The organism is Paraburkholderia metrosideri (assembly GCF_904848625.1).
Classification (GTDB): Bacteria; Pseudomonadota; Gammaproteobacteria; order Burkholderiales; family Burkholderiaceae; genus Paraburkholderia; species Paraburkholderia metrosideri.
In genome coordinates this window covers 175,255-200,781 of record NZ_CAJHCP010000013.1, presented here as the reverse complement: position 1 = coordinate 200,781, position 25,527 = coordinate 175,255, and the positions used below count along the sequence as shown (strand labels likewise).

Annotated in this window: 24 protein-coding genes and 2 pseudogenes; 17 read left to right on the top strand and 9 right to left on the bottom strand. The window is 60.5% G+C overall.

The features are described from left to right. Positions 1-901: 901 nt before the first annotated feature. The gene (locus tag LMG28727_RS26870) at positions 902-2,149 is read right to left on the bottom strand and encodes an RNA polymerase sigma factor (protein ID WP_201645355.1); all 1,248 of its coding nucleotides are present in this window, start codon (positions 2,147-2,149) and stop codon (positions 902-904) included. A gap of 34 nt (positions 2,150-2,183) precedes the next feature. Beyond that, positions 2,184-2,537, bottom strand: coding sequence for a YciI family protein (locus LMG28727_RS26865; RefSeq protein ID WP_201645354.1), 354 nt, complete (start codon positions 2,535-2,537; stop codon positions 2,184-2,186). 414 nt (positions 2,538-2,951) lie between these two features. On the opposite strand from LMG28727_RS26865, the gene LMG28727_RS26860 reads away from it, so the two are divergent. The 3 genes from LMG28727_RS26860 to LMG28727_RS26850 all read left to right on the top strand — a co-directional run bounded on the left by LMG28727_RS26860 (position 2,952) and on the right by LMG28727_RS26850 (position 6,311). After that, positions 2,952-3,890 (top strand): DnaJ C-terminal domain-containing protein, encoded by a 939-nt coding sequence (locus LMG28727_RS26860; protein ID WP_201645353.1) that lies wholly within the window; start codon positions 2,952-2,954, stop codon positions 3,888-3,890. Positions 3,891-3,896: 6 nt separating this feature from the next. Continuing rightward, a complete protein-coding gene (locus LMG28727_RS26855; RefSeq protein WP_201645352.1) occupies positions 3,897-4,211 on the top strand; it encodes a chaperone modulator CbpM in 315 nt (104 codons plus the stop codon). 435 nt (positions 4,212-4,646) lie between these two features. Further along, positions 4,647-6,311 (top strand): ABC-F family ATP-binding cassette domain-containing protein, encoded by a 1,665-nt coding sequence (locus tag LMG28727_RS26850; protein ID WP_201645351.1) that lies wholly within the window; start codon positions 4,647-4,649, stop codon positions 6,309-6,311. 159 nt (positions 6,312-6,470) lie between these two features. On the opposite strand, the gene LMG28727_RS26845 is transcribed toward LMG28727_RS26850, so the two are convergent. Together LMG28727_RS26845 and LMG28727_RS26840 are read right to left on the bottom strand one after the other, a co-directional pair. Further along, positions 6,471-7,118 carry a glutathione S-transferase family protein gene (locus LMG28727_RS26845; RefSeq protein ID WP_201645350.1) on the bottom strand — a complete coding sequence of 216 codons (648 nt, stop codon included), beginning with the start codon at positions 7,116-7,118 and terminating at the stop codon, positions 6,471-6,473. Between the two features lie 275 nt (positions 7,119-7,393). Next, a pseudogene (locus LMG28727_RS26840) lies at positions 7,394-8,779 on the bottom strand (uracil-xanthine permease family protein); the annotation flags it as partial. Positions 8,780-9,118: 339 nt separating this feature from the next. Between LMG28727_RS26840 and LMG28727_RS26835 the strand changes: the two are divergent. Next, complete coding sequence (locus LMG28727_RS26835) at positions 9,119-9,733, top strand: hypothetical protein (RefSeq protein WP_201645349.1); 615 nt, start codon at positions 9,119-9,121, stop codon at positions 9,731-9,733. A gap of 15 nt (positions 9,734-9,748) precedes the next feature. On the opposite strand, the gene LMG28727_RS26830 is transcribed toward LMG28727_RS26835, so the two are convergent. Next, positions 9,749-11,230, bottom strand: coding sequence for an HD domain-containing phosphohydrolase (locus LMG28727_RS26830; RefSeq protein ID WP_201645348.1), 1,482 nt, complete (start codon positions 11,228-11,230; stop codon positions 9,749-9,751). A gap of 198 nt (positions 11,231-11,428) precedes the next feature. Here LMG28727_RS26830 and LMG28727_RS26825 point away from each other — a divergent pair, with 198 nt between their 5' ends. The 8 genes and pseudogenes from LMG28727_RS26825 (at position 11,429) to LMG28727_RS26790 (ending at position 18,798) form a co-directional block, all read left to right on the top strand. Next, positions 11,429-12,013, top strand: coding sequence for a DUF308 domain-containing protein (locus LMG28727_RS26825; protein ID WP_201645347.1), 585 nt, complete (start codon positions 11,429-11,431; stop codon positions 12,011-12,013). A gap of 367 nt (positions 12,014-12,380) precedes the next feature. Next, entirely contained in the window at positions 12,381-13,340 is a 960-nt protein-coding gene (locus tag LMG28727_RS26820) for a 4-hydroxyproline epimerase (RefSeq protein WP_201645346.1), read from the top strand. Next, positions 13,340-14,503 carry an NAD(P)/FAD-dependent oxidoreductase gene (locus LMG28727_RS26815; RefSeq protein WP_201645417.1) on the top strand — a complete coding sequence of 388 codons (1,164 nt, stop codon included), beginning with the start codon at positions 13,340-13,342 and terminating at the stop codon, positions 14,501-14,503. Before LMG28727_RS26820 ends, LMG28727_RS26815 begins: the two co-directional genes overlap by 1 nt. Further along, on the top strand, positions 14,496-14,771 hold the full coding sequence (locus LMG28727_RS26810) for a 2Fe-2S iron-sulfur cluster-binding protein (protein ID WP_201645345.1): 276 nt from the start codon (positions 14,496-14,498) through the stop codon (positions 14,769-14,771). The genes LMG28727_RS26815 and LMG28727_RS26810 overlap by 8 nt, the downstream gene beginning before the upstream one ends. Further along, positions 14,768-16,036, top strand: coding sequence for an FAD-dependent oxidoreductase (locus tag LMG28727_RS26805; RefSeq protein WP_201645343.1), 1,269 nt, complete (start codon positions 14,768-14,770; stop codon positions 16,034-16,036). Before LMG28727_RS26810 ends, LMG28727_RS26805 begins: the two co-directional genes overlap by 4 nt. Positions 16,037-16,153: 117 nt before the next feature. Further along, entirely contained in the window at positions 16,154-16,939 is a 786-nt protein-coding gene (locus tag LMG28727_RS26800; RefSeq protein WP_236592373.1) for an AraC family transcriptional regulator, read from the top strand. Between the two features lie 343 nt (positions 16,940-17,282). Continuing rightward, positions 17,283-17,450, top strand: a pseudogene (locus tag LMG28727_RS26795) (aspartate:proton symporter); the annotation flags it as partial. A 223-nt stretch (positions 17,451-17,673) separates the two neighbouring features. Continuing rightward, entirely contained in the window at positions 17,674-18,798 is a 1,125-nt protein-coding gene (locus tag LMG28727_RS26790; RefSeq protein ID WP_201645415.1) for a branched-chain amino acid ABC transporter substrate-binding protein, read from the top strand. Between the two features lie 169 nt (positions 18,799-18,967). On the opposite strand, the gene LMG28727_RS26785 is transcribed toward LMG28727_RS26790, so the two are convergent. Both LMG28727_RS26785 and LMG28727_RS26780 read right to left on the bottom strand, forming a co-directional pair. Next, positions 18,968-19,654: a GntR family transcriptional regulator gene (locus LMG28727_RS26785; RefSeq protein WP_407945872.1), complete on the bottom strand. Its 687-nt coding sequence runs from the start codon at positions 19,652-19,654 to the stop codon at positions 18,968-18,970. Between the two features lie 218 nt (positions 19,655-19,872). Next, entirely contained in the window at positions 19,873-20,817 is a 945-nt protein-coding gene (locus tag LMG28727_RS26780; RefSeq protein WP_201645341.1) for a dihydrodipicolinate synthase family protein, read from the bottom strand. Between LMG28727_RS26780 and LMG28727_RS26775 the strand changes: the two genes are divergently transcribed. Further along, entirely contained in the window at positions 20,804-21,226 is a 423-nt protein-coding gene (locus LMG28727_RS26775) for a hypothetical protein (protein WP_201645339.1), read from the top strand. The two genes, LMG28727_RS26780 and LMG28727_RS26775, sit on opposite strands and share 14 nt — an antisense overlap. Before the next feature lie 138 nt (positions 21,227-21,364). On the opposite strand, the gene LMG28727_RS26770 is transcribed toward LMG28727_RS26775, so the two are convergent. Beyond that, positions 21,365-22,120 (bottom strand): ABC transporter substrate-binding protein, encoded by a 756-nt coding sequence (locus LMG28727_RS26770; RefSeq protein ID WP_201645337.1) that lies wholly within the window; start codon positions 22,118-22,120, stop codon positions 21,365-21,367. A gap of 448 nt (positions 22,121-22,568) precedes the next feature. Here LMG28727_RS26770 and LMG28727_RS26765 point away from each other — a divergent pair, with 448 nt between their 5' ends. From LMG28727_RS26765 to LMG28727_RS26755, 3 genes are all read left to right on the top strand, one after another. Next, positions 22,569-23,003, top strand: coding sequence for a response regulator (locus LMG28727_RS26765; protein WP_201645336.1), 435 nt, complete (start codon positions 22,569-22,571; stop codon positions 23,001-23,003). Positions 23,004-23,200: 197 nt separating this feature from the next. After that, positions 23,201-23,500, top strand: a complete 300-nt coding sequence (locus LMG28727_RS26760) for a hypothetical protein (RefSeq protein ID WP_201645334.1) — start codon at positions 23,201-23,203, stop codon at positions 23,498-23,500. A gap of 333 nt (positions 23,501-23,833) precedes the next feature. Next, positions 23,834-24,142: a hypothetical protein gene (locus LMG28727_RS26755; RefSeq protein WP_201645332.1), complete on the top strand. Its 309-nt coding sequence runs from the start codon at positions 23,834-23,836 to the stop codon at positions 24,140-24,142. A 333-nt stretch (positions 24,143-24,475) separates the two neighbouring features. On the opposite strand, the gene LMG28727_RS34840 is transcribed toward LMG28727_RS26755, so the two are convergent. Further along, the gene (locus LMG28727_RS34840) at positions 24,476-24,763 is read right to left on the bottom strand and encodes a transposase (protein ID WP_201645331.1); all 288 of its coding nucleotides are present in this window, start codon (positions 24,761-24,763) and stop codon (positions 24,476-24,478) included. Between the two features lie 352 nt (positions 24,764-25,115). Between LMG28727_RS34840 and LMG28727_RS26745 the strand changes: the two genes are divergently transcribed. Further along, positions 25,116-25,523 (top strand): ester cyclase, encoded by a 408-nt coding sequence (locus LMG28727_RS26745; protein WP_201645330.1) that lies wholly within the window; start codon positions 25,116-25,118, stop codon positions 25,521-25,523. Positions 25,524-25,527: the final 4 nt, after the last annotated feature.

Genomic DNA, 25,527 nt, shown 5'->3' with positions numbered 1-25,527 from the left:
TAGCGATCGTGGCCGACTGGCGGCATCATGGATGGTCTGCAAGCGAATCACGATTATCTGACGCAGCGTCACACCTCGTGGTCTGCTATCCCTTGTCGCACGGGCACGCTCGGTCACTGGCTGGCGAGCCGTTATGAACCCAGGGTGCCGCTACACTTGAGAGCAGCACGCTGCGCCCCAATTTACTTCTCGTGAACAAACGTACCCGCCGCCCTTTGCCGCCTCAATGGCCCTTTCCGCCTCGTCGCGATGTCGCTGGCCGCTCGTTCGGCGACCTCGTCGCGCTGCACTATTGCGGCGCGGAGTCGTGGCTCTGGCGATGCCGGTGCGGCGGCCATGTGACTGCTGCGCTGAAGGCCGTGGAAAGCGGTGAAGTCCATGATTGCGGCTGCCGGGAGCAGCGTCGCGTGTGGCGGTCACGACCGGGCTCACCTGCGCTGAAGAGCGGCGAGGTTTTCGGCCAACTGACAACGGAGCGCTATGCGGGCGATGGATTGTGGACCTGCCGGTGCGAGTGCGGTGGCGAGGTAACAGTGAGCGCCGGGCGTCTGCGAACGGGCAAGGCGCGCTCGTGCGGCAGTTGCCTTATAGCTTCGACCGACCGGGCGGCGTAGCCCGCGTGACTTGATTGTGCGATTGTCAGGTGACAGGTGAATAGCCCGACACTGCCGAATGGCCGAATCTGCTCCGGCTTCTGCCCGGAGGCACTGGGCAAACCGGCAAAATTTAACTCGTCGGTGAAAGAGGGCACCAGCCGAACCCATCGGCGTTGCCTCGCTGAAACGTCTAACGGACGTCAACGGGACCAACCCGCTTATCGTCGCTTCGACAACGCGCTGCTGCCAGTTTTGAGCCACTCGCCAGGCTTTTGTCGGCCTATGCAAAAGTCGGTGAAAAAAGATCAGCCCGGCAAACCGGCCTGACGCCGCTGCAGGAAACGGCGGACGGCAGGATCCCGTTCGAGGCCGATCGCCATTTCGTAGGCGTTGCGAGCGTCCCGATGCGCACCCGTCCGCGCAAGCAGTTCTGCGAGCGCCGCCCAGTACGGTTGATATTCCGCGAGCCGCGCGTCGGCCGCCACCTGCGGCATCGCGTCGAGGCCTGCGTTTGCACCGTGCAGTTCCGCGACGGCGAGCGCCCGGTTGACCGCGACCACCGGCGAGCCCGTGAGCACCGCCAGCGCCTCATAAAGCTGCACCATCGCGGCCCAGTCGGCGTGCCCCGTGCGGCACCGATGGACATGCGCCGACTGCAACGCCCCTTCGAGCTGATACCGCCCAATCGAGCCCAGCGCGCTTGCGCGCCGCAGCAGCGCTTCGGCCTCGTCGATCATCTGCCAGTCCCACAGCGCCGAATCCTGCTCGGCAAGCGGCACGTATTCACCTTCGTCGCTGCGCCGTGCGCGACGCCGCGCCTGCGCGTGCAGCATGAATGCCACCAGGCCCAGCGTTTCAGGCTCCTGCGGCAGCAATCCCGCTGCGAGCCGCGCCAGAAACATCGCTTCATCAGTGAGATCGCGCCGTGCGACATCGGTCCCGCCCGGATCCGTCCAGCCTTCGGTAAAGGCGGCGTAGATGGCGTCCAGCACAGCGTCGAGCCGTCCGGCAAGCTCCTCACGCTCGGGAATGCTGAACGGAATGCCGGCCTCGCGGATCTTACTTTTGGCTCGCACAAGACGCTTGCCCATCGCGGCGGGCGACATCAGGAACGCCGACGCGATCATCTTCGCATCCAGCCCAAGCACCACCTGCAGCATCAATGGCGCGCGGATGCCCGCCTCGATGGCAGGATGCGTGCAGGCGAACATCAGCGCGAGACGATCGTCCGGGATGTCGGCGTCCGCGTTGCCGTCGTCGAACTCATCCCCGAGCAGCAACAACTGCACGGCAGCCGCCTCACCCGAGAGGCGGCGCCTGGCAGCGTCGATCATCTTGCGCCGCGCGACGGTCAGGAGCCACGCTTCCGGATTCGACGGACAACCGTCGTGCGCCCAATTGACCAACGCGGATGCAAACGCCTCCGATAGCGCATCCTCGGCAGCCGCCACGTCGCGCGTACGGGCTGCCAGAAAGGCGACGAGCTTGCCACGGCTGCGCCGCGCGACAGCATCCGCCGTGTCGCGTGCGTCCTTGTCGCCGGACAAGCTCATCGGCTCACACCTCGCTTGAGATGCCGTCCACGGCTCACCCAGCCGCGTGCCAGAGCGGACGCACCTCGACCACGCCGTGACTCGCGGTCGGGCAGCGGGCCGCCCACGACAGCGCGGCATCGAGATTGGGCACGTCGATCAGGTAGTAGCCTCCCAGTTGCTCTTTCGACTCCACATAGGGTCCATCCAGCACCTGCGACTTGCCATCCGCGATACGTACGGTCGTTGCCACCGCGGTTGGCTGCAGACGCCCGCCGCTGACGAGCGCGCCGGCCTTCTTCAATGCCTCCGTGTACGCCGCATAGGCCGCTACGCCCTGGTCCTGTTCGGTCTTCGTCAGGCTGTTCCAGCCGCCTTCATTCGCATAGAGCATCAGCATGTATTGCATCTGGAATCTCCGTCATGGATTGAGTTGTCGGTGAGCAATGTGCTTCACCTGACCAATGACGCTCGAACCCCTGCGATTTGGACATCCGCTACGTCGCTGAAGAGAGATTCGATGCGGGAAACGTGATTTTCGCTGCAGGTGTCAGGGTGTCAGGGTGTCAGGTTGTCAGGTTGTCAGGTTGTCACGTTGGCGCGAAGAGCGCCAGACGACCGTCGCCGGACGTCCGCGAGACGATTGCAGGGCGCGGCTCACCGACCCTTGCGTTCGACGCAAGCGTTGGCAAATGCTGCGCCGCTCTCTCTCATCGCAAACACACATTCGACTTCATCCTTGTATATTGATGAGACATCTCGGCACCCAGACCGCCAGCCAACCCGTAGCCTTGGGTCGGCTGATCTGACGATATGGACAATCATGAAATACAAGGACTACTACGCCGTGATGGGCGTTCCGCGAGCCGCCACCGACGCGCAGATCAAAACCGCTCACCGCAAGCTCGCGCGCAAGTTTCATCCCGACCTGAACAAGGACGCCGACGCCGAAGCGCGCTTCAAGGAGGTCGGTGAGGCCTATCAGGTGCTCAAGGACCCGGAAAAGCGGGCCGCGTTCGACGCGCTCGGCACCGGCCTCAAGGATGGTGATGAAATCAGGCCCCGTCCGGATGTCGGTGACGGCTTCGAATATCGCGGTGGCGGCGACCCGCAAGATACGCAAGATACGGAAGATTTTTTCAGCGACCTCTTCAATGCGCGCGCGAGACACGCATCCCGTCCCCGTGCGCCTGAGTGGCCGGGCGAAGATCATCACGCAAGCGTGTCGGTCAGCCTCGAGGACATCTACAACGGCGCAAAGCGGACCTTTACGCTGCAAATGCCCGTTATCGACGATCAGGGGCACGTGACCTATCAGACGCGCACCCTCGATGTGTCGATACCGAAGGGCATCCTCGACGGACAGCGGTTGCGACTCGCAGGACAAGGCGGCGCCGGCATCGGCAACGCTCCGCGCGGCGACCTGTACCTGGAGGTCACGCTCGACGGGCATCAGCGGTACAGCGTCGATGGCCGCGATGTGTCGATCAACGTTCCCCTCGCGCCATGGGAAGCCGCGCTCGGCGCCGAGGTCGTCGTCCCCACACCTGCGGGACAGGTCACTGTGACCGTCCCGGGCGGGTCCGCCGCGGGACGACGTTTGCGGCTCAGGGGTCGGGGCATTCCCGGCAACCCGCCAGGCGATTTCTACGTCGTGCTGGGAATCGTGCTGCCCCCCGCCGACACCGACGCCGCCAAAGCGGCCTACAGCGCGATGCGCGCGGCGTTCGACTTTGATCCGCGTGCGCATTTTTACGGGTGATCCATCATGAACGAAAACGAGTCTGTCTATCTTCAGGGTGACATCGTCGAGGAACACGTCGAGTTCACGCTGATTGAACTGTGCCGCATCACGGGTGCTTCGAGCGATGATCTTGTCCGCTGGGTCGAGGAGGGTGCATTCGAGCCACAAGGCGCGCGCCTCGAAGAATGGCGCTTCAGCGGCACATGCCTGCGCCGCGCCATCACCGCGCAACGACTGACCGTAGACCTGGAACTGAATGCGCCGGGCGTAGCCCTGGCGCTCGATCTGCTCGATCAGATCGACGCTTTGCGCACGCGTCTTGCTCGCTTTGGCGGATAGTGGCGGCGCGCTAGACGCGACCCGGGGATTCGTAATCGACATGCTCGCCTTCGATAGAAAGACTTCGGGTCGGCGGGTTTGTCGCAGACTGACTGCTGTCGCAACTCGGGCCGATCCGGCCGTTCGAGATTGCGCCAGGCGAATCTTCGCTGCCCATTGTTCGTGCCGCTCGCGACGATCGCGGCGGCATGTAGGTGAAGGTGCCGGGGAATTCTGGACGTGATCTCTACGAAATCCGGTTCGGGACGGTCGACGCCGCGCGTTTTGCCGTCATTCACCACTAGTTTCGCCGGCCCCGCAGCCGGTACGCCGGTGCGCCAGTACCTGCGTTGTTTTATGGCCGGCAGGCGCGCGCAAAGCGCAGCCGGATCGGAAAAGAGACAGCCCCGAACGTCAGGTCGGCTATCATGCCTATCCTCTTCGAAGTAGCTCCTTATGATTTCCGTCCGTAATCTCACGCTGCGCCGCGGCGTCAATGTCGTACTCGACCGCGCGACCGTCACCTTCACTCCTGGCGAAAAAATTGGTCTTGTCGGCCGCAATGGCGCCGGCAAGTCGTCCTTTTTCGGCCTTCTTAACGGCACGCTGCACGAAGATAGCGGCGAGTTCTCGATTCCATCCGCATGGAAGATGGGCCAGGTCGCGCAGGATATGCCTGAGACCGAGCAGAGTGCGACCGACTTCGTCATCGAGGGCGACACCTTGCTGCTGGCCGCGCAGGCCGAAGTCGCCGCCTCCGAGGCCAGCGACGACGGCATGCGCATGGCGCACGCCTACATGGCCCTGCACGACGCCGGTGCGCATGATGCCCCCGCCCGTGCGCAGGCGCTGATCCTGGGCCTGGGCTTCACCGCCGAGCAGCTTGACCATCCGGTCAACAGCTTCTCCGGCGGCTGGCGCATGCGACTGCAACTGGCGCGCGCGCTCATGTGTCCGTCCGACCTGCTGCTGCTCGACGAGCCCACCAATCACCTCGACCTCGACGCGCTAGTCTGGCTGGAAGCCTGGCTCAAGCGTTATCCGGGGACCCTGGTCATGATCAGCCACGACCGCGAATTCCTCGACGCGGTGACACAGGTGACGGTGCACGTCGACAACGCCAAGCTCGTGCGTTATGGCGGCAACTACAGCAAGTTCGAAGAGATGCGCGCTGAGCAACTGCTGTTGCAGCAGGCCGCGGTGGCCCGGCAGGCGGACAAGATCGCCCATCTGCAGAAATTTATCGACCGATTCAAGGCCAAGGCCTCGAAGGCGAAGCAGGCGCAGAGCCGGGTCAAGGCGCTCGAACGCATGGAGAAGATCGCACCGGTGCTGGCCGATGCCGAATTCACCTTCGAGTTCAAGGAGCCGCTCAACGTCCCGAACCCGCTGTTGTCGATGCTGGACGCGAGTTTCGGCTATCCGGCGCCGGCCGACGCAGTGCCGGGCACCCCGCCCACGGTCATCGTGCAGGGCATCAACCGTTCCGTGCTGGCCGGGCAGCGCATCGGCATTCTCGGTGCCAACGGGCAGGGCAAGTCGACGCTCGTGAAGACGGTGGCGCACGCGCTGGCGCCGATTGCCGGCGAAATCAGCGAAGGCAAGGGCCTGAACATCGGCTACTTCGCACAGCAGGAACTCGACGTGCTGCGCCCGCTCGACACCCCGCTGGAACACATGATCCGCCTTGCCAAGGACACGCCGGTGCACCTGCGTGCCCCCGGTCAGAGCGGCACTGAACAATCGCTTCGCACCTTCCTCGGCACTTTCAGCTTCAGTGGCGACATGGTCCATCAGGCGGTCGGCACGATGAGCGGCGGCGAAAAAGCGCGGCTCGTGTTGTGCATGATCGTGTGGCAGCGACCCAACCTGCTGCTGCTCGACGAGCCGACCAACCACCTCGACCTGGCCACACGCGAGGCGCTAGCCATGGCGCTCAACGAATTCGAGGGCACGGTGATGCTGGTCAGTCACGATCGGGCCCTGCTGCGTGCCGTATGTGATGAGTTCTGGCTGGTCACCAAGGGCGGCGTCGAGCCCTTCGACGGCGATCTGGACGATTACCAGCAGTTCCTGCGCGACGAAGCCCGTCGCATGCGCGAGCAGGCTGCGGCGGCGTAAAAGGACATCGCCTGAGATACCCCTAAGGCGGGTATTGCATGGCAGGCGAAGCGGGGATGTCCGCCAGGGCGTTCGGGAGTCGCGCGGACAGGCGCGCTCCGCTGAAGCGAGCGTAGGCCGCCATTCAACGTGTCGGACTCCAATCGAACGTCGCCGAGGTCATCTCGGCTCCGAGCAGAGCGGGGGGAGTTCTGGCGCGTCGAGCCCTGCGAACGGATCCCTCCAGGCGGGGATCTCCATGAGCCGCGCATGCCACGCTTCAACGTGTGAAAACTCGGCGAGCGGTAGGCCAGCGAGTTGGGCGAACGGGAGCACGCAGGCGACGCGAAAATCGGCGTAAGTGACCTCGTCGCCGACGAGCCAGTCCCTGCCCGCGAGATGCTCGTCCAGAATCGCGGCTGAGGAGGCGAATTCGCACAAGCCCGCTTCGAGGATTTCCTGCCTGACCGGCCCCAGGCCGTAACGTTGTTTGGTCACCCGTTCGAAATGAACCTGATCGCAGGCACGCACCAAATGCCAGTAGCCCCAGCTGATCCAGCGGATGAGGTCGGGCATGGCGTCGCCTGTCGGCCAGAAACTCGACCCGGCGAGGCGTGAGAGCCGGCAGGCGATCGCGTCCGCTTCCCACAGCGCCGTTTCCCCTTCGACCAGAATGGGCAGGCCGCTGTTTGGATTGAGCTTGAGGAACTTCTCGTGCTCTCCGGGTGCGAACGGGGAAGCGAATTCAAATTCGACCGGTGAGTTCAGATAACGCGCCACGGCAACGGCAACGCGCGGATTGTAGTTGCGGCTGAAATAGAGCTTCATGGCGCGGTCGTTCACGAGGGATTGGTTAGGTCTTTTATCTCGATGGAGGCCTGCTCGAAGGCCATGGCGATTCTACGCGCACCAATCCAAAGCGGTTTGGCGAAATCGGGTGGTCTATGCTCTTCGCTTAAAAATCTTCTGGGGAGACCAGTTCGCGCCGCTATCGCTGCATCAATCGAGAAGGCCAAACTTTGGGCCAACGAGTCTCTTTTCTCTGCTCGGCCTTCTCGTTCACCGCTTATTTCAACGTCGTTGACGTGCCGACCGCGTGACGCCTTTTCCGGCAGGAACCAGTTCAATATCAGCGCGCAGATTCCGCCTGTCGCGACGCCCGATTCGAGCACGTTCTTCAGCGCGTGCGGCAGGCTGTTGAGAATCTCCGGCACCTGTGAGACGCCGAGCCCCAACGCGAGCGAAATCGCGATGATCAGCAGCGCCCGGCGGTCGAGGCGAATGCCCGCGAGGATGTTGATCCCCGACGCGGCCACAGCGCCGAACATCACCATCGCAGCGCCACCGAGCACTGGCTCGGGCACGGCCTGCAGCATGCCCGCGACTGGCGGGAACAAGCCCAGCACGATCAGCATGCCGGCAATCCAGAGGCCGACGTAGCGGCTGGCGATCCCCGTCAGTTGGATGACGCCGTTGTTCTGCGCAAATACCGAACTTGGAAACGTATTGAAAAAGCCGGCCAGCAAAGAATTGAAACCGTTGACCAGCACGCCGCCTTTAATCCGTCGCATCCATACGGGCCCTTCGACCGGCTCTTTCGAAACCTTGCTGGTGGCAGTGACATCGCCGATCGCTTCGAGCGAGGTGACGAGATAAATAATCAGCATCGGCACGAACAGCGACCATGAGAAGCCGAGGCCGAAATGCAGCGGCGTCGGAATCTGAAACAGCGCCGCTTGCCGCGCCCCGGTGAAATCGAGCCGGCCCATCGCGCCCGCGACGGCATAACCGATGGCCAGTGCGATGACTAGCGCGGTGCTGCGAATCCAGGCGACCGGCACACGGTTCAGCACGATGATGGTGCCCAACACGACGCCGGAAAGTGTCAGGTTGCCGACGCTCGCGAAGTCGCCCTTCGAGATCGCGCCATAGCCGCCTCCCATGCTGATCAGGCCGACCTTGATCAGCGTGAGGCCGATCAGCAGCACGACGATGCCGGTGACGAGCGGCGTGATCAGGCGCTTGACGAACGGCAGGATGCGCGAGACGGCCATCTCGACGAAGGAACCCGCAATGACGACGCCGAAAATGGCGGCCATCACGGTTTGCACCGGCGTTCCCTGCTTGACCATCAGGCTGCCGCCCGCGATGAGCGGGCCGACAAAATTGAAGCTCGTGCCCTGAACGATCAGTAGACCCGCGCCGAGCGGCCCGACGCGTTTGCATTGCAGGAAAGTAGCGATGCCGGAGATGACGAGCGACATCGACACAATCAGCGTGGTGTCGCGGCTGGAAACGCCAAGCGCCTGGCAGATCAGGAGGCCAGGCGTCACGATAGGCACGAGGATCGCGAGCAGATGTTGAAGCGCGGCAACGAATGCGATGGCCGGTGCGGGGCGGTCATGAGGACCGTAGACGAGATCGGCGGAAGATTCGACGCCATCGGCTTCATGGGAAGCCGCGGATGAGGCGGATGAGGCGGGTTGCACAGTGCGGCGTTGAAAAGGGGAAAGCCGAGCATTCTATCGTAGGCGCCGGGGCGAATCGCGACGCTCCTCGAGTGCGGACGGCAGAAAATATTCCGACTGTCCCTCGCAATCATTCTGACGACCTGGCCATCGGTCATTTGACCGATACCCTGGCAGCGCCGTCCCTGCGATCCTTGCGTTCATACCAGTCACTAGCCCCGACTGGAAGGTGCTCAGGCATCTGGACCCTGGCTGAACTCAGCGCATTGCCGAAGCGCAGTCAGGGTGACAACTGGCTCGGCGGATCCTGACCCGCCCGCCCACCAACATCTCTTATTCCACCCTGTTAATGGAGCATCTATGTCTATCCGTATCAAGCTCGCTGCTTCTGTCGTCGCACTCTCGCTTGCCGGTGCATCGTTCGCACAATCTCCAGCGGCAAAGCCGGAACGCATTCGCGGCGACATCGTGTCGTTCTCGGGCGATACCTTGACCGTACATCGGCGCAGCGGGGACACCGTGACGCTCACCTTGAGCGACGCGTCGAAGGTAACCGCGGTGAAGCCAATCCAGCTCGCCGATATCAAACAGGGCTCATATGTCGGCGCCGCGGCCATGCCCGGTCCCGACGGCAAGCTGACCGCTACAGAAGTGCTGGTGTTCCCCGATGCCGCACGCGGAACGGGCGAAGGGCACTATGCCTATGATCTGGGAGCCAACAGTTCGATGACGAATGCCAATGTGGACACGGTCGTCGAAGGCACGAGTGGACGCGATCTGAAGCTTTCGTACAAGGGGGGCAGCAACACCGTCACGGTGCCGACCACGGCGCCAGTCGTGACGCTTGCGCCTGCCACGCGCGCTGACTTGGTTGCCGGCAAAAAAGTGTTTGTCGTCGCTGCACCGGCTAACGGCGGAGCCCGTTCCGCGCAATTTGTCGTGGTTGAAAAGGACGGCGTAGCGCCGCCGATGTAATGGCGAGCGCGGCCGTCAAAGCAACCCCAGCGTCGATGCTTTAAGCGTTGCCGCTGCGCGCGACGAGCATTCGAGTTTGCGAAACACGTTTTCGACATGGGTGCGCACCGTGCTTGGGCTGAGCGTCAATTCACGGGCGGCTTCCTTGTTGCTGGCCCCGCGCGAAATAACCCGTAGGACGTCGATTTCGCGCGCCGTTAATCGCACACTCTGCGATGCGCTGCTGACCGGCTTTCTGACGACGCGCACATCGTCGGACAGCAGCGCATTCACCACGTCGACGTTCAGCCGACCGCGTGTGGCCTCGTCACGCAACTGTCGTGCGGCTTCCTCATTGGAAAGTGCCGCGCGCCACGGACGGCCCGAGCGCAATGCGACATACGTTACAGATGCCGCAAGCACGTTCGCTTCCAGCGTCAGCGATGGATCACGAGCGCCACGGAAATAGCCTGAGCCGTCCGACCTTTCGTATGCATACGACGCTAGTTCGGCCGCTTCTCCGAGCGCGCCGGCCTGCTTGCCCGCGCGAGACGTCCAGTAGGGCACCAGCCTTACCTTCTCCCACGCGCTTTCCGATAGACGTTCGTTCGTATTCCAGATCTGGTTAGGCACAGATGCACGGCCAATACCGTGAATCAACCCCGCGCGATAGACGCGCGCGTGTGCCGATTTGTCTTGCGTGAGCCGGGCGCAACATTGCGCCGCCGTCGCAGCGACTGCGCGTGAGAAGCCTGTCATCCAGGGAAGCTTGAGATCGATGACGTCGGCGATCAGCTCCACGTCAGTGTGCTGTTGCATGCGAGATGTTGTCAGCATGGCGTCCAGATCGGCGGCCGTTGCGTGCTCCAGTTCCGTGAGCCAGCGCGCCGCATGGCGGGCTGCGGTCTCGACGAGTTGTGCTGGATAGCGTGAGCCGGCGCGCTGCGCGATCAGATCGAGCATGCGCTCGATGCCATAGACCCGGCTAAACGTTTCCATGTCGCCGGCAAGCGCGACGATGAGCACCGCCATCGGCGCTGCTTCGCGGGCGTGACGAGCGGGCAGGCCGTGCCCGTCCCACGTCTCGAAGATGCGGCGCAACGCCGTTTCTGTCGAATCCGCAAGGCCCAACATGCGCGCCACTTCGCCGGAGACTTCGCAGTGAATTTGTGCGAGCGGAGAAAGCACCGCGCTTGCGCCACCCAGCGCCTTGAGGGAGTCGGTCCAGCCGGGGCGGTCTTCAACCATTGCAATACGGATGGCGATGTCATCACCGAAAACGTCGGCGAAACCCGCCGCGTTGGCTGTGCAACCCGACCAGCGCAGCAGTGACGTTTCGCGAACTGCATCGTTCGTCGTTGGGTCCGCCCCGGATTCGGCAGCGAGGCGGGTTGCAAGCCATGCAGTGCGTAGCGAATGGCCGGTGGGTTGTCCCATGCTTAGATCGCCGATAAAGGCGAGGGCTTTCACAGCATCGAACACGCGCACCGCCGAAAGAGTGGCGTTGTCGTCGGTCATCGAGATGGATGGATCAGTGCGGGTCGAACAGAGCGCCAACTATACGCCAACCTTTCAGGACGCATCGGTCATTTGACCGATGTCGGCCACGCAGGCCGAGTGCGATGATCTCTATCAATACAGACTTCCTGTCTCGATGACGCTCTTGCGGATCTGCCGAGAGATCATCGCACCACGAAAATTTTCTAAGGAGTTTCAATGACTGCTCATTTTTCGGAAACCACTCGTCTTCAGGGTGAGCGGTGGCTCAAATACTTTTACTTTACCCGTGCCGCGTTCTCTGCCGTCTGGGTTGCGCTTGCGTTCACCATTGGACAGCACGTCACGGCGATCGGAGCCGCACTGCTTATTGTCTATCCCGTATGGGACGCGCTGGCCAATTACGTCGATATGTCGCGCAGCGGTGGAGTGCGCGAAAATTTTACGCAGGCTTTCAATGTCTTTGCTAGCTCGGCTGTCGCAATTGCGGTGATTGTTGTGTTGCACATCGACACAAGCTCGGTGCTCGATGTATTCGGAGTCTGGGCCGTTATGTCCGGATTGCTTCAACTCGCCACGGCTGTCCGCCGCAGGAAGCGTTTTGGTGCGCAATGGGCAATGATTCTGAGCGGAGGCCAATCGGCGTTGGCGGGTGTGCTTTTTATCGCGCAGGCCCATGCACCGGTGCCTCCCGCGATTGTCAAAGTGGCCGGCTACGCAGGCGTAGGGGCGATCTATTTTCTTGCCTCCGCGTTGTGGCTGTCCGTCGGACAACTTCGGCGCAAGTTTGCCTCGATGCCTTGATGATGTTGATATGAATGCACTTCATCAATGAACGCGGCGGCTGTTCCGCTTGAAGCGTTCATTTCGACCGTGCGTGTTGCAGTGACGGTTTAGGATCAGGAGGGCGGGTTGCCTGATTCACGAAGCTGCCATCCGACTGTTCCGTGCCCAATCCGGCGGTATCATCGAGCGAAGCCGCTCGCAGCAAGCCCCGTGCGCGTTGGCGATTGCCGGGAAGTCATTGATCAGGCGCGCCTTTTACGATCAAAGCGCCAGATCTGACACCCGAAGAACGACCACCCCACAGGGTCAGTCTGGTCGTTCTATGCCGAAATCGTCATTGCCAACGGGCCGTTTCGACAAGACGGCTCTGCGTGCCCGCCTTACGATGGTCGCCATGAAAACCCTCACTGTCATCGACTCGCATACCGGTGGCGAGCCTACGCGGCTCGTGATCGAAGGCGGCCCAGAGCTGGGCCGTGGTCCGCTTTCGGAACGGCTTGAAATTTTCCGGCGTGATTTTGATCGCGTGCGCGCAGGCGTGGTTAACGAGCCTCGCGGCTCCGATGTCATGGTTGGCGCGCTGCTATGCGAGCCGCACACTGCAGACTGCACGGCTGGCGTCATCTTTTTCAACAATGTGGGCTTTTTGGGCATGTGCGGGCATGGCACGATCGGCCTGATGGCGTCGCTCGCCCACATGGGGCGCGTGGCGCCGGGTGTCCATCGCATTGACACACCGGTCGGCGTCGTCGAAGCGCAACTGCATGACGACCATAGCGTGACCGTGCGCAATGTGCCGGCCTTTCGTTATCGCCAGGCCGTACCTGTCGACGTTCCAGGTGTGGGCCGCTTGCATGGCGACATCGCGTGGGGCGGAAACTGGTTCTTCCTCGTCTCTGATCATGGTCAGAGCCTTGAGTTTTCCAACGTCGAAACGCTAACGGATGTCAGCTGGGCCATTCGTGAGGCGCTCGAGGCTAACGGGATCACCGGCGAGGACGGAGCGCTGATTGATCACATCGAATTGTTCGCGAAGTCCAGTCGACCCGGCATCGACAGCCGTAACTTCGTGCTGTGTCCCGGCAAAGCCTACGACCGTTCGCCCTGCGGCACTGGGACGAGCGCGAAGATTGCCTGCCTCGCGGCCGACGGTCAGCTGGAGGCGGGTGCGTTGTGGCGCCAGGAGAGCATCATCGGCAGCGTGTTCGAGGCGAGCTACGAGACGGGCGCTGATCTTGCGCCCGGGTACGTGCGCCCAAGTATTCGCGGCATGGCTCATGTCAACGCAGAATCTAAGTTCATTTTCTCCGACCAGGACCCGTTCGCGTGGGGTATCAACGCGTGATGGTAACGACGGCTTCTCGTCCTGACGTGGTTGTCATTGGCGCGGGTATTGTCGGAGCCGCGTGTGGGCACGAACTGGCACAGCGAGGCGCGAACGTTCTCGTGATTGATCGCGCTGGCATTGGTGGCGGAGTGACGGCTGCGGGGATGGGCCATCTCGTCGTGATGGACGATTCGGCCGCCGAGTTTGCGCTCTCGGCATGGTCGCGTGAATTGTGGCTTGAATTGGGGCCCCGGCTCGATGCGCGGCACGCGTTCGTCCGGTGCGGCACAGTGTGGGTCGCCGCCGACGACGAGGAATACGAGTTGGCCCAGATCCGCCAGCAAGCGCTTACCCAGCGGGGGGTTGCGTGCACGATGCTGGATGCCAGGCAGGTGCGGGAGGCCGAGCCCGAACTGCGCGAGGGCTTGCGCGGCGGCATGATCGTGCCCGACGACGGCGTGGTCTATGCGCCCACCGTCGCCGCGTGGCTGCTAGAGCAGCCGGTGAAGGGGCGCATCGACTGCCGGCTAGACACCGCCGTAGCGCGTGTGGATCGCGCCGGCGTGGTGCTTGCCGATGGCGAGACGATCGCGGCGGGCGCAGTGTTGATCGCGAGCGGCTTGCAGGCGGTCGAACTTCTGCCCGGTCTGCCCATGCAGGGAAAGAAAGGCCACCTGCTGATCACGGATCGTTACCCCGGCACTGTGCGTCATCAGATTCTCGAACTCGGTTATATCAAGAGCGCGCACAACTCCAGTGGCACCTCGGTAGCGTTCAACGTTCAGCCGCGTCCCACTGGGCAATTGCTGATCGGCTCATCGCGCCAATTCGACCATGTCGATGCCGCGATCGAACCAGAAGTCCTCTCCCGGATGCTGCTGCGGGCTACCGAATATTTACCGAAGCTGCGCTCGCTCAACGCCATCCGTGGATGGACCGGTCTGCGACCCGCGACCCGTGATGGCCTGCCGCTGATCGGCCCGGCCGCTCAGTTCGCGCACGAAGGCTGCCATCCGTCGACATGGCTGGCCACAGGCCACGAGGGGCTTGGCGTCACTACGGCGCTCGCCACGGCCAAACTGATCGCGGCGCAGATCCTGTCCGCGGAAGACGGCTTGCGAATTGACCCCGCGCCGTATCTGCCCGCGCGCTTTTCGACCATGGGAGTTGCGCATGGCTAACGCGACCGTGACGGTTGTGCTCGACGTCGATGGTCGTCGTGTTGCCGTCGCAGCAGGAAGCTCCGTGGTAACCGCTATCGCGATCGCAGCGGGCAGTGCAGGTGTCGTCACGCGCCGCTCCGTGCATGGCGCGTTACGCGGTCCTTTGTGCGGCATGGGCGTGTGTCAGGAGTGCCGCGTGACTATCGACGGCGCACCGCATCGGCTTGCGTGCCAGACGATAGTCGAGACCGGTATGGCAGTGACGACTGGAAGGGACGGACAATGAATTTCGACATCCTGGTGATTGGCGCTGGGCCAGCAGGGATGAGCGCCGCGCATGTTGCGGCGAACGCAGGATCGACGGTCGGCATCATCGACGACAACGCGTTGCCGGGTGGCCAGATCTGGCGTCAAGGTCCGGACCATCCGCCAACAGGGCGCGCCAAAGAACTGGTCGGTGCGCTTGCACAGCGCCCAAACGTGACGCTTCTGAGCGGCTCGCGCGTCGTCCAGGCGCTAGCGGGCCAGCGTCTGCTCATAGAGGACGCTAAGCGCGGCGTGACGATCGGCTACAACACGCTGATCCTTGCGACCGGCGCACGCGAGCGCTTTCTGCCTTATCCTGGCTGGACATTGCCCGGTGTCACCGGCGCGGGCGGCTTGCAGGCGCTCGTGAAGGGCGGCATGTCAGTGCACGGCGAGCGAGTCGTGATTGCGGGAACCGGACCCCTGCTTTGGGCTGCTGCCGCGACTGCTCGCGAGCATGGTGCACACGTAGCGGCGATCGTGGAGCAAGCCGCTCCGCAATCGGTTCTACGGTTCGCCGCTGGCCTCGTGCACACGCCTGCAAAGGTTCTGCAGGCTTTGCGCATGCGTTTTGATCTGCGGCGCACGCGTTACCTGTGTGGCGCACACGTTCTGGAAGCCGGCGGTGAAACGCAGTTGACGCACGTACGCGTACGCAAGGGGAGCGAGGAAATTCGGATCGATTGCGATCGTCTCGCGTGCGGCTTTGGACTTCTGCCGAATGTTCTGGTGGGGACGGCTGTTGGCTGCCGTGTCGAAGAAAATCTGAGCGGTACGTCGCTGATGGTTGATGCGTCGCAGGCGACCTCCGTGCCCAATGTGTACGCGGCGGGTGAATGTACGGGTGTGGGTGGCATGGAGTTGTCGTCAGTCGAAGGCCGTATTGCTGCCTACGCGGCGCTCGGCAATGACGTCGCAGCGCAACGGCTCTTTCCAGAGCGGGAACGATACAGGCGGTTTGCCGCGCGAATGCACCATGCGTTCGCGCTCGATCCGACATTGCGCAAGCTCGCCGCGCCCGACACATTGCTATGCCGCTGCGAAGACGTAACGTTCGGCGAGGTCGCGCGGCATCGTTCGTGGCGAGATGCGAAGCTGCATACGCGCTGCGGGATGGGCCCGTGTCAGGGCAAGATATGCGGCGAAGCCGCGGCGTTCTGCTTCGGATGGCCGAGCAACGGGCAGCGCCCCCCTTTCTCGCCAGCAAGAATCGAAACCTTGCTCTGCGTGAAATCGAATGAGTAGGCCGCCTCCAGGATCGCAAGCCGGCAGCATCGAAAACAGAGACCGTCTGTCTCCGACGATGCGCAAGCCGCCATGGGACGGCATAATCAGGCCGGTTCCGATTGATGGCTTATTGCAATGCCCGAAATAGTCCTGCCCGCTGCACTGGAGAACACGAGCTTGCCTGAAATGGTGGCGTATTTTGCGCTGCTGGAGCCGCTGTTCGACGCAATGCCTGACGTGGTGTTTTTCGTCAAGGACCATGAGGCGCGCTATGTGCTCGCTAACACGACGCTGGCGGCGCGTTGCGGCTTCAAGGACAAGCGTGCGCTGAATGGTAAAACGGCGGAGCAGCTTTTTCCCGTACGTTTTGGCCGTATCTACACAGCACAGGACGAGGCTGTTTTGCGCTTGCGCACCAGGATGATGGACCAGCTCGAGTTGCATCTTTATCCGGGGCACCGACCGGGATGGTGTCTCACGTCAAAAGTGCCGCTGCATGACGCACAGGGCAGAGTGCTCGGTGTCGCCGGAATCTCCCGCGATCTTCAGGCCGCCGAGAGCACCCACCCCGCTTATAAGCGCCTCGCGATAGCAGCGAAATACATTCAGGACAATTACGCGCAACCGCTCAAGCTCTCAAACCTCGTCACTTTGATCGACATGTCGGTGGCACAGATTGAGCGGTATTTCGACAAGATATTCCATCTCACGCCACGGCAGATGTTGCTGAAGACCCGTCTCGACGCAGCCTCCGAGTTGCTGGCGAGCGATCTCAACATTACCGACATCGCTACGCGTTGCGGATATACCGACCACAGCGCCTTTACGCGGCAATTCAAGGCCACAGTAGGCGTTACGCCACGTCAGTATCGCGAACTGCTGAATCCCAGGGCATGCAGTACCGTTCCGTCAACGGAATGAGCTGGCAGTATTTCAAACGTTAGCTGCGTTACCTCTCCTGCACTAGAAATATTCGGGTAGTCCCCGATAGCGCGTCATCGCGCGACTCGCATGGTGCGCCCACGCAATTCGGACTATGCCGAATTCGTCCCTTTGTGTCGCGAAAGCCCCCAAGCCTCATTGAATTTGGATAGCGATACTTCTTCGTATCGCCAGCGTATTTGGCGCTTTTTTCACGAAGGAGAGTGTCGCCGTGCGTCGTAACACGATTCAATGGACCGGGCAGTTCCCGTCGTCAGCATTCGGTTCAAGCCTGTTCTCCCAATTGATGCCCATTCGTGCGATCGCGTAGTCAGCAACCGTGTGCGAGCTAGGTACGGCGTTGCTGCGTGCGGGCGGCGTAGTGCGCTATCCCGTGTATTCGCACGGCCCGCTGCTGGGTTGTCTGATGGGCTTTGTCACGCTCATAGCGTTTTCAAGCCCGATTGCCATTGAAGTAGTGGCAGCGCGGCAATACGCTGTCGCATTGTTTTGTCGTATCCGTATCAAATGACGTGATTTAAAGCCGGGGAAATTGCCACCTCAATGACAGGGATGATCAGGTGTACTTTTTTGAGTACGGCGTCCTTTTAAATAGGGTGACAAAAAGAACTTATGTTCCATGACCAACGCGCAGTTCTGAGGAAATGAAAATGAAATTGAAAAGTGATTCGGGTTGCGGTTTTCCGTCGCGTACGCGTGACTTTGCCACCGTCATGGCGGGAATCGTTTGCGGTGCGGTCGCGCTTGGCAGCACGACCGCCTTCGCGCAGGCCACCGACGTCAAGATCGGTTTCGCTGCACCTCTCACCGGTGGTCAGGCTCATTACGGCGCCGACTTCAAGACCGGCGTAGAAATGGCGATCGCGGATATGAATGCGACGAACCCCGTCATCGGCGGCAAGACGGTGCATTTTGTGCTCGACGCGCAGGACGATCAGGCTGACCCGCGTACCGGCACGACAGTCGCGCAGAAGCTGGTAGACGATGGCGTGGTCGCTGTGATTGGTCACTACAACTCCGGCACGAGTATTCCGGCGGCATCGATCTATGCGAAGGCCGGCGTTCCTGAAATCGCTATGGCGACCGCGCCCAGCTATACACGTCTCGGTTTTCCCACTACGTTCCGTCTTTTGACATCGGACACGCAACTCGGTGGAGTGCTAGGTGACTACGTGGCGAAGGAGCTCAAGTTCAAGCGCTTTGCTATAGTGGACGATCGCACGGCCTATGGGCAAGGCGTCGCGGAAGAGTTCAGCAAGGCTGTAAAGGCGGCCGGCGCAACGGTAGTCGACGAAGAGTATACGAACGATAAGGCTGTCGATTTCCGGGCGATTCTCACGAAGATCAAGGCGTCGAATGTCGATGCCGTGTTCTATGGCGGAGCCGATACACAGGCAGCGCCCCTTCTCAAGCAGATGCGCTCGCTCGCGATCAAGGCGCCCCTGATTGGCCCGGACATGGTTCAGTCAGAGAACCTGATCAAAATTGCGGGTTCGTCAGCTGAAGGAACGCTGGCAGCGTCGGAAGGCAGCCCGCTTGCTCAAATGCCGAACGGCAAAGACTTTTCGGATCGCTATACGAAGCGTTTCGGGCACCCCGTGGAATTGTATGCACCGTATGCGTACGATGGCACGATGGCAGTCTTCAACGCGATGAAGACTGCCGGGTCCACCGATCCGCACGTTTACCTGGCAGCGCTCAAGGCGACGAAGATGAAAGGCGTCACGACGAACGAGCTTTCCTATGATCAGTATGGCGATTTGAAGTACGGCGGCGTTACCGTGTACAAAGTCGTCGGCGGGAAGTGGATTCCGTCACAAACCGTTGGTATCAAATAATCTATGCCACGCGGGGAGCGTGTATGTCGCTTCCCACGCGTAGGGAGGGATGCCCTTGCCGCGACGTAAGGGTGTCTCGCCAACCTTGGCAATCAGTTGTCTTAGTGCCGAATGCGGTTCGCATCCAACGAACATTGCCAGCAAAACTAACGAGCGGCAAAATCAGAGATCAGAGACGTCGCCGGGACAGGATGAATTGCTCAAGCTCTACGCAGGCGTGATCGATGTGTCGTTTCAAAAGAGCCGTGGCGGCGCGCACGTCGCCGCTTTTGCATAGTCCCACGAGTTCCCCGTGTTCTTCTTCTGCGCGCTGACAGCTCTCGACGCTCAGAGACAGTTGCAAACGGGTGTAACGGTCGGTTTGTTGCAATAGGCTTGTGACGATTGCCAGAGTACGCGGTTGCTCTGCTTTCGACATAAGCAAATCGTGCAGCTTTGTATTCAGTTCACCCCATCGCGCGGAGTGCTGTGCGTGCAGCTCCGCTTTGTACTCAGCAAGGATTGCGTCGAGTTCTGCGAAATCGGCTTGCGTGAGCTTCGGTGCTGATTTTTTCAGTAGCATGGGTTCGAGCAATCCGCGCAACATGAAAAGCTCGCTAATCTCGGCGATGGATAACTCGGATACAACCGCGCCTTTATGAGGGACGATTCTGACCAGTCCTTCCCCTTCGAGTTGGACGAGAGCCTCTCTCACCGGTATGCGACTAACGCCGAATTCGGCGGCGAGCGCATCCTGTCTCAGTTGAAATCCTTCGGGCAATTCACCAGAGATGATCTTGCGACGCAGCGCGTCCGCAGCCTGCTCTGCGACGGTAGTGGCCTGGAGGCGCGAACTGGTGACTGGTGCATTCATCATGTAGGGATATCGCTCGGTGATTCTTCGAAGGGAAATCGTATACATTATATCAGCAGCACCCCACCGTCTGACTCTGCCCCCTCGTCCAGTCCAGAAGCGAGCTAGAAACTTTTTGGTCCGACGTCGGGACCTCCGCGGAATCGCCGAATACAGCGGTCGGTTCCAGTCGCGGCTGAACGCCGTCGCCATCCAGGCGACGGCTACATGACCAGTCCAGCTTACGCGTTGTTTTCCTTCGCCCAGCTTGCATACCACGTACGGAACAACCCGTACTGCTCTTCGGCGTAGCGCCGCTGGGACTCGCTCAGCACGTCGGTCTCGTTGAAATGGAGGGTGTACTCCTTGTCGCCGTTCAGGACCATCAGATACTTGTAGTACAGGACGAGGTCGGTGCCTTCGTCGAATGACGAAAGCACGGCGAGTGCTGACTCGAGTTCTCTCGCCTGACGGCGTGCGACCACATCTCCCTTGCGCGCCTTGTTGCACAGGTCGACCAGATGCAGCACTTCACGCGGCAATGCATTGCCGATGCCCGTGATGGCGCCCGTCGCACCGCAATTCACGAAACCATGAAACACGTGCGTGTCGACGCCGGCCATCAGAGTGACGTCGTCACTTTGGGAGGTAATGTGTTCGGCGGCATAGCGCATATCGGCTGCGCCGCCGAATTCCTTGAATCCAATGAGATTCGGGTATTTGGCGCGCAGTTCGAAGAACAGGTCGGCACGCGTGGCAAAGCCGTAATACGGGCTGTTGTAGATGACGGCCGGCAGTGACGGCGCGGCTTCAAGAATTGCCGAGAAGTGGGCTTTCTGCGCAGTTGGCGAAGAACCGCGCGACAACACGCGCGGGATGACCATCAAGCCTTGAGCGCCCACCTTGGCCGCATGAGCAGCGTGAGAAACAGCCTCTTTCGAGTTGACGGCGCCGGTGCCGACGATGGTCGGAATGCCCGCAGCAACCAGACGTGCGACACCTTCCTGCCGCTGAGCTTCCGTCAAGAGAGGCCAGTCGCCCATCGAACCACAGTAGACGACAGCGCTCATTCCGAGCTCAACCAGTTGCCGACCCTTTGACACCAGAGCGTCGAAATCGGGTTGGCGATCGGCGGTACACGGCGTCATGAGGGCGGGAATGGTGCCGGTAAAGATGTTGTCGCTCATTGCGTTTCCTTCAAACGATAAAGTGAATGATCTGAAGTCACTGCGCCACGGACGTAGAACAAACTCGATGCAGCGGCAGAGAAAGCTGAAGCGGGAGACCGGAAATAGCTCTCGCGCGACCATGGATTTATACTACCTCACATGGATATTTTATACAATCCGGGTTGTGAACCAACGGATTGCGGCTCTCTACCAAGGTGTCGTCAACATAGAGATTGCCGACAATCAGGCGATGATTTACCTCGTTCTCATCAGCCGGTTTGGGAAGATCCGGAAGAGAGAGGGTAGTGAATCGACGTCACTGATGGCACAGGAAGTTGTTGAAAAGCGACCTGCCTGCCGGTCCCCGCCGCGTGTCTCGCGTATTAGGCGCAACTGGGGTTGTCTAGATGCGGCGGCAAGTAGCTGAATCGGTTCACCGCACCGACGATGTTTGCGTCGGGTATTGAAGAAGTCATTCGTGCCTTCACGGCATATATCGAGTGCATCGATATCACTTCGATGATAAGGGTGCGGCCTCGGATATATAGCCGCACTCCCAGCGCAGTCAACCCAAACTACCCCGCGACTCCGCGAGCGGTGCCACGGACGCGCCGTTGATTCCATGCCGCGACAGCGCGTCGGCGACGAATCCCGAGGCCTTCATCTCTTCTACAAAGTTGCTCAACGCGTTCGCCGCCGCGCCGCCGCGGCTCTTCGGCGTTCCCATGGCCTGCTGGATCACCATAAATCGTTCATCGAGCAACCGGAGTCCGCTGGTCTTCCGTGCATCTGCTTCGAGTTGTTGTTCTACGCCCGCTGCGACTTCCAGATTTTGTTCGAGGAAGGTCTGCACGACAGTTGGCGAGGTCGGCGCGCGAACGATCTGAGCCGCCTGCAGTTCCCGGGTCAGAAAAAGGTCGTAAGCGCTGCCTTTGCCAACGGCGACGCGATTGTGCGTCTGATCGACATCGCGATTTGTTCTGACCGGCGATTCGTCGCGCACCAGGTAGAAGCCTTCGATCAATACATACGGTGCCGTGAACGCGATCTTTTCTCCGCGCAACGGATCGATGGCAAAGAAGCCGAAATCGGCGCGCTCTTCACTGACCGCTTGCACCGATTGGCCGGCTGTATCGAAGACCACCAGTTCCAGTTCGACGTTGAGTCGATCGGCAAATGCCCGTGCAAGGTCGATAGAAACGCCAAAGGGTGCGCCAGATTGCGGATTTCTATTAACGAGAATCGGGTTGCCGAGATTGATCGACGCCCGGAGCTTGCCCGTAGGCGTGAATGCGGCGACAACGGCTTGATCGATTTTCATGGGTGATTTCGTGACGGAGTAGCCGCTGGTAGTGCGCTCGTTAGATACGAGCGAACAGCAAAATTAGATCGCAGAGGATACCCCGAATCTCGCCTCTCTAGCTTTGCGACACCGCGTTCGACGCACGGAGGGTTTCGCAACTGACGCTCGCGTCCGTCATGTCCGCAGTTTTGCGCCGCAGATTGAGCGCGGCCGAGTGCCCCCGAATACACCGTTGATACCGTCGCCGGGATAGCCATCTGCCCGCCGGGCCCCCCGCGCATGAAGACGCTCGATGATGAAGTCGCCGCCAGTTGGACGCATGGGCGGTCTCCGGCATATTCCAAGGTGAGGAAATGCCGTTGCCGGCGCGCGTGCGCAAGGATCATTCCGCGACAAATCGAGCTGTAATTTTTTTGTCGGTGGCGGCACACGTATTGCGGGGGATAGGCGAAGTTGGGGAAAATCTATGTCCGTGGTCCTACTCGTCGATGATGATATTGATTCCCTGTGGGCCCTTCGACTCGTTGTCGAGGCGCAAGGGCATCACGTTTTGCTGGCTCGCGATGGCGAAGACGCACTTAGTAAAGCGTCCCGGTATCTGCCCGAAGTGATTGTCACGGACTGGCATATGTCCCGCCTCGATGGCATCGGTCTTTGCGAACGGTTGAAGCTCTACCCAACGTTGGCGGGTATCGCGGTGGTCTTCACGTCGAGCGAGTTACCGCCTGCCCATCTGTCTACGCTGTGGAAGGTCTTCATTCGCAAGCCTCTCGATCTCACTGTGGTCGAGCAGTGCATCGAATCGTTCATCACGAGGCGCTTGAGCGCGCCACAACACCGGCATGCGCCGATTCCCGACAAAGGTCGTTGGCCCGCCATGTCCTTCAGGAACTGGCCATAGGTTGGTCGCCGGCATGTCTGTCAATCGAGTCCGATGTGCGGGATGCCGAAATAAAATCCGGCGACGGATCGAAAGCGAGACGCTCGAAGCTAGCTGCGACGAATTGACGTGCTGGATGGAACGAGCGTTGCTCGCTATTTGAATGACTGGGATCGTGCAACGTGTGCGTCCAGATCAAAATTCCATGGAGGCACAAGATGCAGATCAAACAAATGGTGAGCGTGACATTCCTGGTGGCTGCGTGTTCACTCACGTCAGCCCTGGCTGCAGGCGCAGGCGCAGGAGGAAGCGGCAGTGGCGGCAGCAACGGCAGCGGTGCGGGACCATCGGGGGCGGACGTTTCGGGAGGGGGCGGAAATAATCCGGCTGCCGGGGCGATGGCGGCTTCTGGCCCTGCGATGCATTCCAGTACCGTGAAGAAATCAACCCACAAGTCGACGAAGAAACCTATGAGCAGCGGCGGCAATTCGGCTGATCAGGCGAAAGGAGGTGGCTAGCCCAATGCCATCTGGATGAGCGCATAGCGTTTATCTGTTGCTGAAAAAACGTCCGCCGATTTATCGGTGGACGTTAATCGTTGGCGGATTAATTTGCCGACGCTGACTCGATCACGTTCCGTCCGGCGGATACGAGACACTTGTGACACGCGCCGCGACGAGTTCGTGAAGCCGGCAGGTATGGATTCGCCTGTACTGCGACAGGGATGCGCGATCGGGCGACAGTTAGGCAGCGATTCCTGACTCGTGAGACTAGCGCTCGCCGTCCAGGCACGCTAGATGCGGTGACAGAAGTGTTGCTTTATGCACGGTGGTCTTCAAAGGAGGCATGTCATGTCTACCCAATCCTATGCGCCATACCGCGGCTGCCAAATCGAAGTTCATGTCACGCCCGCCAAAACACATGTCATTGGGGGCATGGCGCGGCGATATCGCGTGTCGTGGACCGTTTCGTCGCCAGCTCATCTGGATCAGGCGGTTGCAAGTTTTCCCGAACAGTTCAACTTCCTCTCCGAGCACGAGGCGTTCAGGTATGGTGAAAACCGCGCTCACACGTTTATCGATTCGATCCTCGCCGTTCCGGTGGATAGTCCAATGACGCGTGCAGCGTTCGAGCCGCGTGACGATACGCGGCGCGTCTGAACATTGCCGTATCTATCGATTGCACTGCATCGTCCACGCACGCTGCGCGTGGCGCTGGCCGCACTCGTCTTCGCAAACGCTTCTAGTCTGCAACGCTGGCCGCTGCACGTGTCAACGGAAGCGCACCTTGCGCGGCAACGCCACAGCCGTCTCGCTGTACGTTGGCGGCATCTCCATCCGTATTCTCTAGTGCGTCATTCATCTCCAACGATTTTCTGTTTATAAAAAGAAGTACGACCGTTTTCATTGACATATTTTGTTGTTGACCAACCGCAAATCGGCGTGCCGCTCCATAAACGCGGAGACGTGACACGCGTTTGCGTGGCAAAAGACCTAGGTGGAAAGATCGCAAGTGAAGACGCTGCGGTCCGGGTCGAGGCTCGTTAGCACGCTGGCCATGGTTCCGTCGCGATTCCACTCCAGCCACTTCGCGTAACAGGTCTGCGTGGGCGGAAAAGTGGTGGGAAGCCTGTGCCATTTTTCCCGATTGAGCAGGACCCACAGGATCGCGTCCAGTACCTGGCGGGGATGCCTGCGCGGTCGTCCACGACCAGCCGTCACAGGCTCGAACAGATGGCAGACCGTGTGCCATTTCTCGTCAGACAAAGGGACTTGCAACATCGAACTTCGATTTCTAGAGTCTGAACCCTAAATATCCTAACCTGTCCCATTTTCTTAAGCGGCCAATATCTGGGCTAAATAACGGGGCGGCATGAAAATGTCGTCGATCGGCGACAGGAGGGTTGCTTCATAAACTGCTTTGGTGCAGTGCACGATCGAAGCCCTGCGTTCGCAGACACGGCACGATTGACCGCGCCGAGTAATCATCTGTTGAATCCGCTCTGCGGGAATCAAGCTGGAGTTCGGGTAGAGCAATGCCCGATGTGTCGATGCTCGTGCAGATGCGGACGACTTTGTGCCAAGCTTCCGTGCGTGTATCTAATCTCATTGCATTAAGGCGAGGGCGACTGTGATGAACGAAACCGATCTCTCCGACATCTACCGAGGCTATATTGCCTGCCTGAATAAGCAGGACTGGCCGAAATTGGAGCAGTTTGTCGGCGACGAAGTGACCTACAACGGTAAAAGGATCGGCTTGTCGGGCTATCGCGAGATGCTGGAGAAAGACTTCCGCGACATCCCGGATCTTCATTTCGACATTCAGCTACTTGTTTGTGACGCATCAACCATCGCGAGCCGGCTGCAATTTGACTGTGCGCCTGCCGGCACATTTCTAGGACTGCCGGTTAACGGAAAACGAATCGCGTTTGCCGAAAATGTTTTCTATGAGTTCCATCAAGGGAAAATTGCTCAGGTGTGGTCGATCATAGATAAAGCGGCGATCGAAACTCAACTGCTTTCAACTCATCCTCCGCATTGATTGG

What these genes read in the sequence shown, in the direction of transcription:
- LMG28727_RS26755 (WP_201645332.1), top strand. Translation starts at nt 23,834, where the DNA reads ATGTCTACCCAATCCTATGCGCCATACCGCGGCTGCCAAATCGAAGTT.
- LMG28727_RS26825 (WP_201645347.1), top strand. Translation starts at nt 11,429, where the DNA reads ATGACTGCTCATTTTTCGGAAACCACTCGTCTTCAGGGTGAGCGGTGG.
- LMG28727_RS26800 (WP_236592373.1), top strand. Translation starts at nt 16,154, where the DNA reads ATGCCCGAAATAGTCCTGCCCGCTGCACTGGAGAACACGAGCTTGCCT.
- LMG28727_RS26790 (WP_201645415.1), top strand. Translation starts at nt 17,674, where the DNA reads ATGGCGGGAATCGTTTGCGGTGCGGTCGCGCTTGGCAGCACGACCGCC.
- LMG28727_RS26830 (WP_201645348.1), bottom strand. Translation starts at nt 11,230, where the DNA reads ATGACCGACGACAACGCCACTCTTTCGGCGGTGCGCGTGTTCGATGCT.
- LMG28727_RS26815 (WP_201645417.1), top strand. Translation starts at nt 13,340, where the DNA reads ATGGTAACGACGGCTTCTCGTCCTGACGTGGTTGTCATTGGCGCGGGT.
- LMG28727_RS26835 (WP_201645349.1), top strand. Translation starts at nt 9,119, where the DNA reads ATGTCTATCCGTATCAAGCTCGCTGCTTCTGTCGTCGCACTCTCGCTT.
- LMG28727_RS26745 (WP_201645330.1), top strand. Translation starts at nt 25,116, where the DNA reads ATGAACGAAACCGATCTCTCCGACATCTACCGAGGCTATATTGCCTGC.
- LMG28727_RS26770 (WP_201645337.1), bottom strand. Translation starts at nt 22,120, where the DNA reads ATGAAAATCGATCAAGCCGTTGTCGCCGCATTCACGCCTACGGGCAAG.
- LMG28727_RS26760 (WP_201645334.1), top strand. Translation starts at nt 23,201, where the DNA reads ATGCAGATCAAACAAATGGTGAGCGTGACATTCCTGGTGGCTGCGTGT.
- LMG28727_RS26775 (WP_201645339.1), top strand. Translation starts at nt 20,804, where the DNA reads ATGTTGTCGCTCATTGCGTTTCCTTCAAACGATAAAGTGAATGATCTG.
- LMG28727_RS26860 (WP_201645353.1), top strand. Translation starts at nt 2,952, where the DNA reads ATGAAATACAAGGACTACTACGCCGTGATGGGCGTTCCGCGAGCCGCC.
- LMG28727_RS26805 (WP_201645343.1), top strand. Translation starts at nt 14,768, where the DNA reads ATGAATTTCGACATCCTGGTGATTGGCGCTGGGCCAGCAGGGATGAGC.
- LMG28727_RS26845 (WP_201645350.1), bottom strand. Translation starts at nt 7,118, where the DNA reads ATGAAGCTCTATTTCAGCCGCAACTACAATCCGCGCGTTGCCGTTGCC.
- LMG28727_RS26780 (WP_201645341.1), bottom strand. Translation starts at nt 20,817, where the DNA reads ATGAGCGACAACATCTTTACCGGCACCATTCCCGCCCTCATGACGCCG.
- LMG28727_RS26765 (WP_201645336.1), top strand. Translation starts at nt 22,569, where the DNA reads ATGTCCGTGGTCCTACTCGTCGATGATGATATTGATTCCCTGTGGGCC.
- LMG28727_RS34840 (WP_201645331.1), bottom strand. Translation starts at nt 24,763, where the DNA reads ATGTTGCAAGTCCCTTTGTCTGACGAGAAATGGCACACGGTCTGCCAT.
- LMG28727_RS26865 (WP_201645354.1), bottom strand. Translation starts at nt 2,537, where the DNA reads ATGCAATACATGCTGATGCTCTATGCGAATGAAGGCGGCTGGAACAGC.
- LMG28727_RS26820 (WP_201645346.1), top strand. Translation starts at nt 12,381, where the DNA reads ATGGTCGCCATGAAAACCCTCACTGTCATCGACTCGCATACCGGTGGC.
- LMG28727_RS26850 (WP_201645351.1), top strand. Translation starts at nt 4,647, where the DNA reads ATGATTTCCGTCCGTAATCTCACGCTGCGCCGCGGCGTCAATGTCGTA.
- LMG28727_RS26855 (WP_201645352.1), top strand. Translation starts at nt 3,897, where the DNA reads ATGAACGAAAACGAGTCTGTCTATCTTCAGGGTGACATCGTCGAGGAA.
- LMG28727_RS26870 (WP_201645355.1), bottom strand. Translation starts at nt 2,149, where the DNA reads ATGAGCTTGTCCGGCGACAAGGACGCACGCGACACGGCGGATGCTGTC.
- LMG28727_RS26810 (WP_201645345.1), top strand. Translation starts at nt 14,496, where the DNA reads ATGGCTAACGCGACCGTGACGGTTGTGCTCGACGTCGATGGTCGTCGT.
- LMG28727_RS26785 (WP_407945872.1), bottom strand. Translation starts at nt 19,654, where the DNA reads ATGATGAATGCACCAGTCACCAGTTCGCGCCTCCAGGCCACTACCGTC.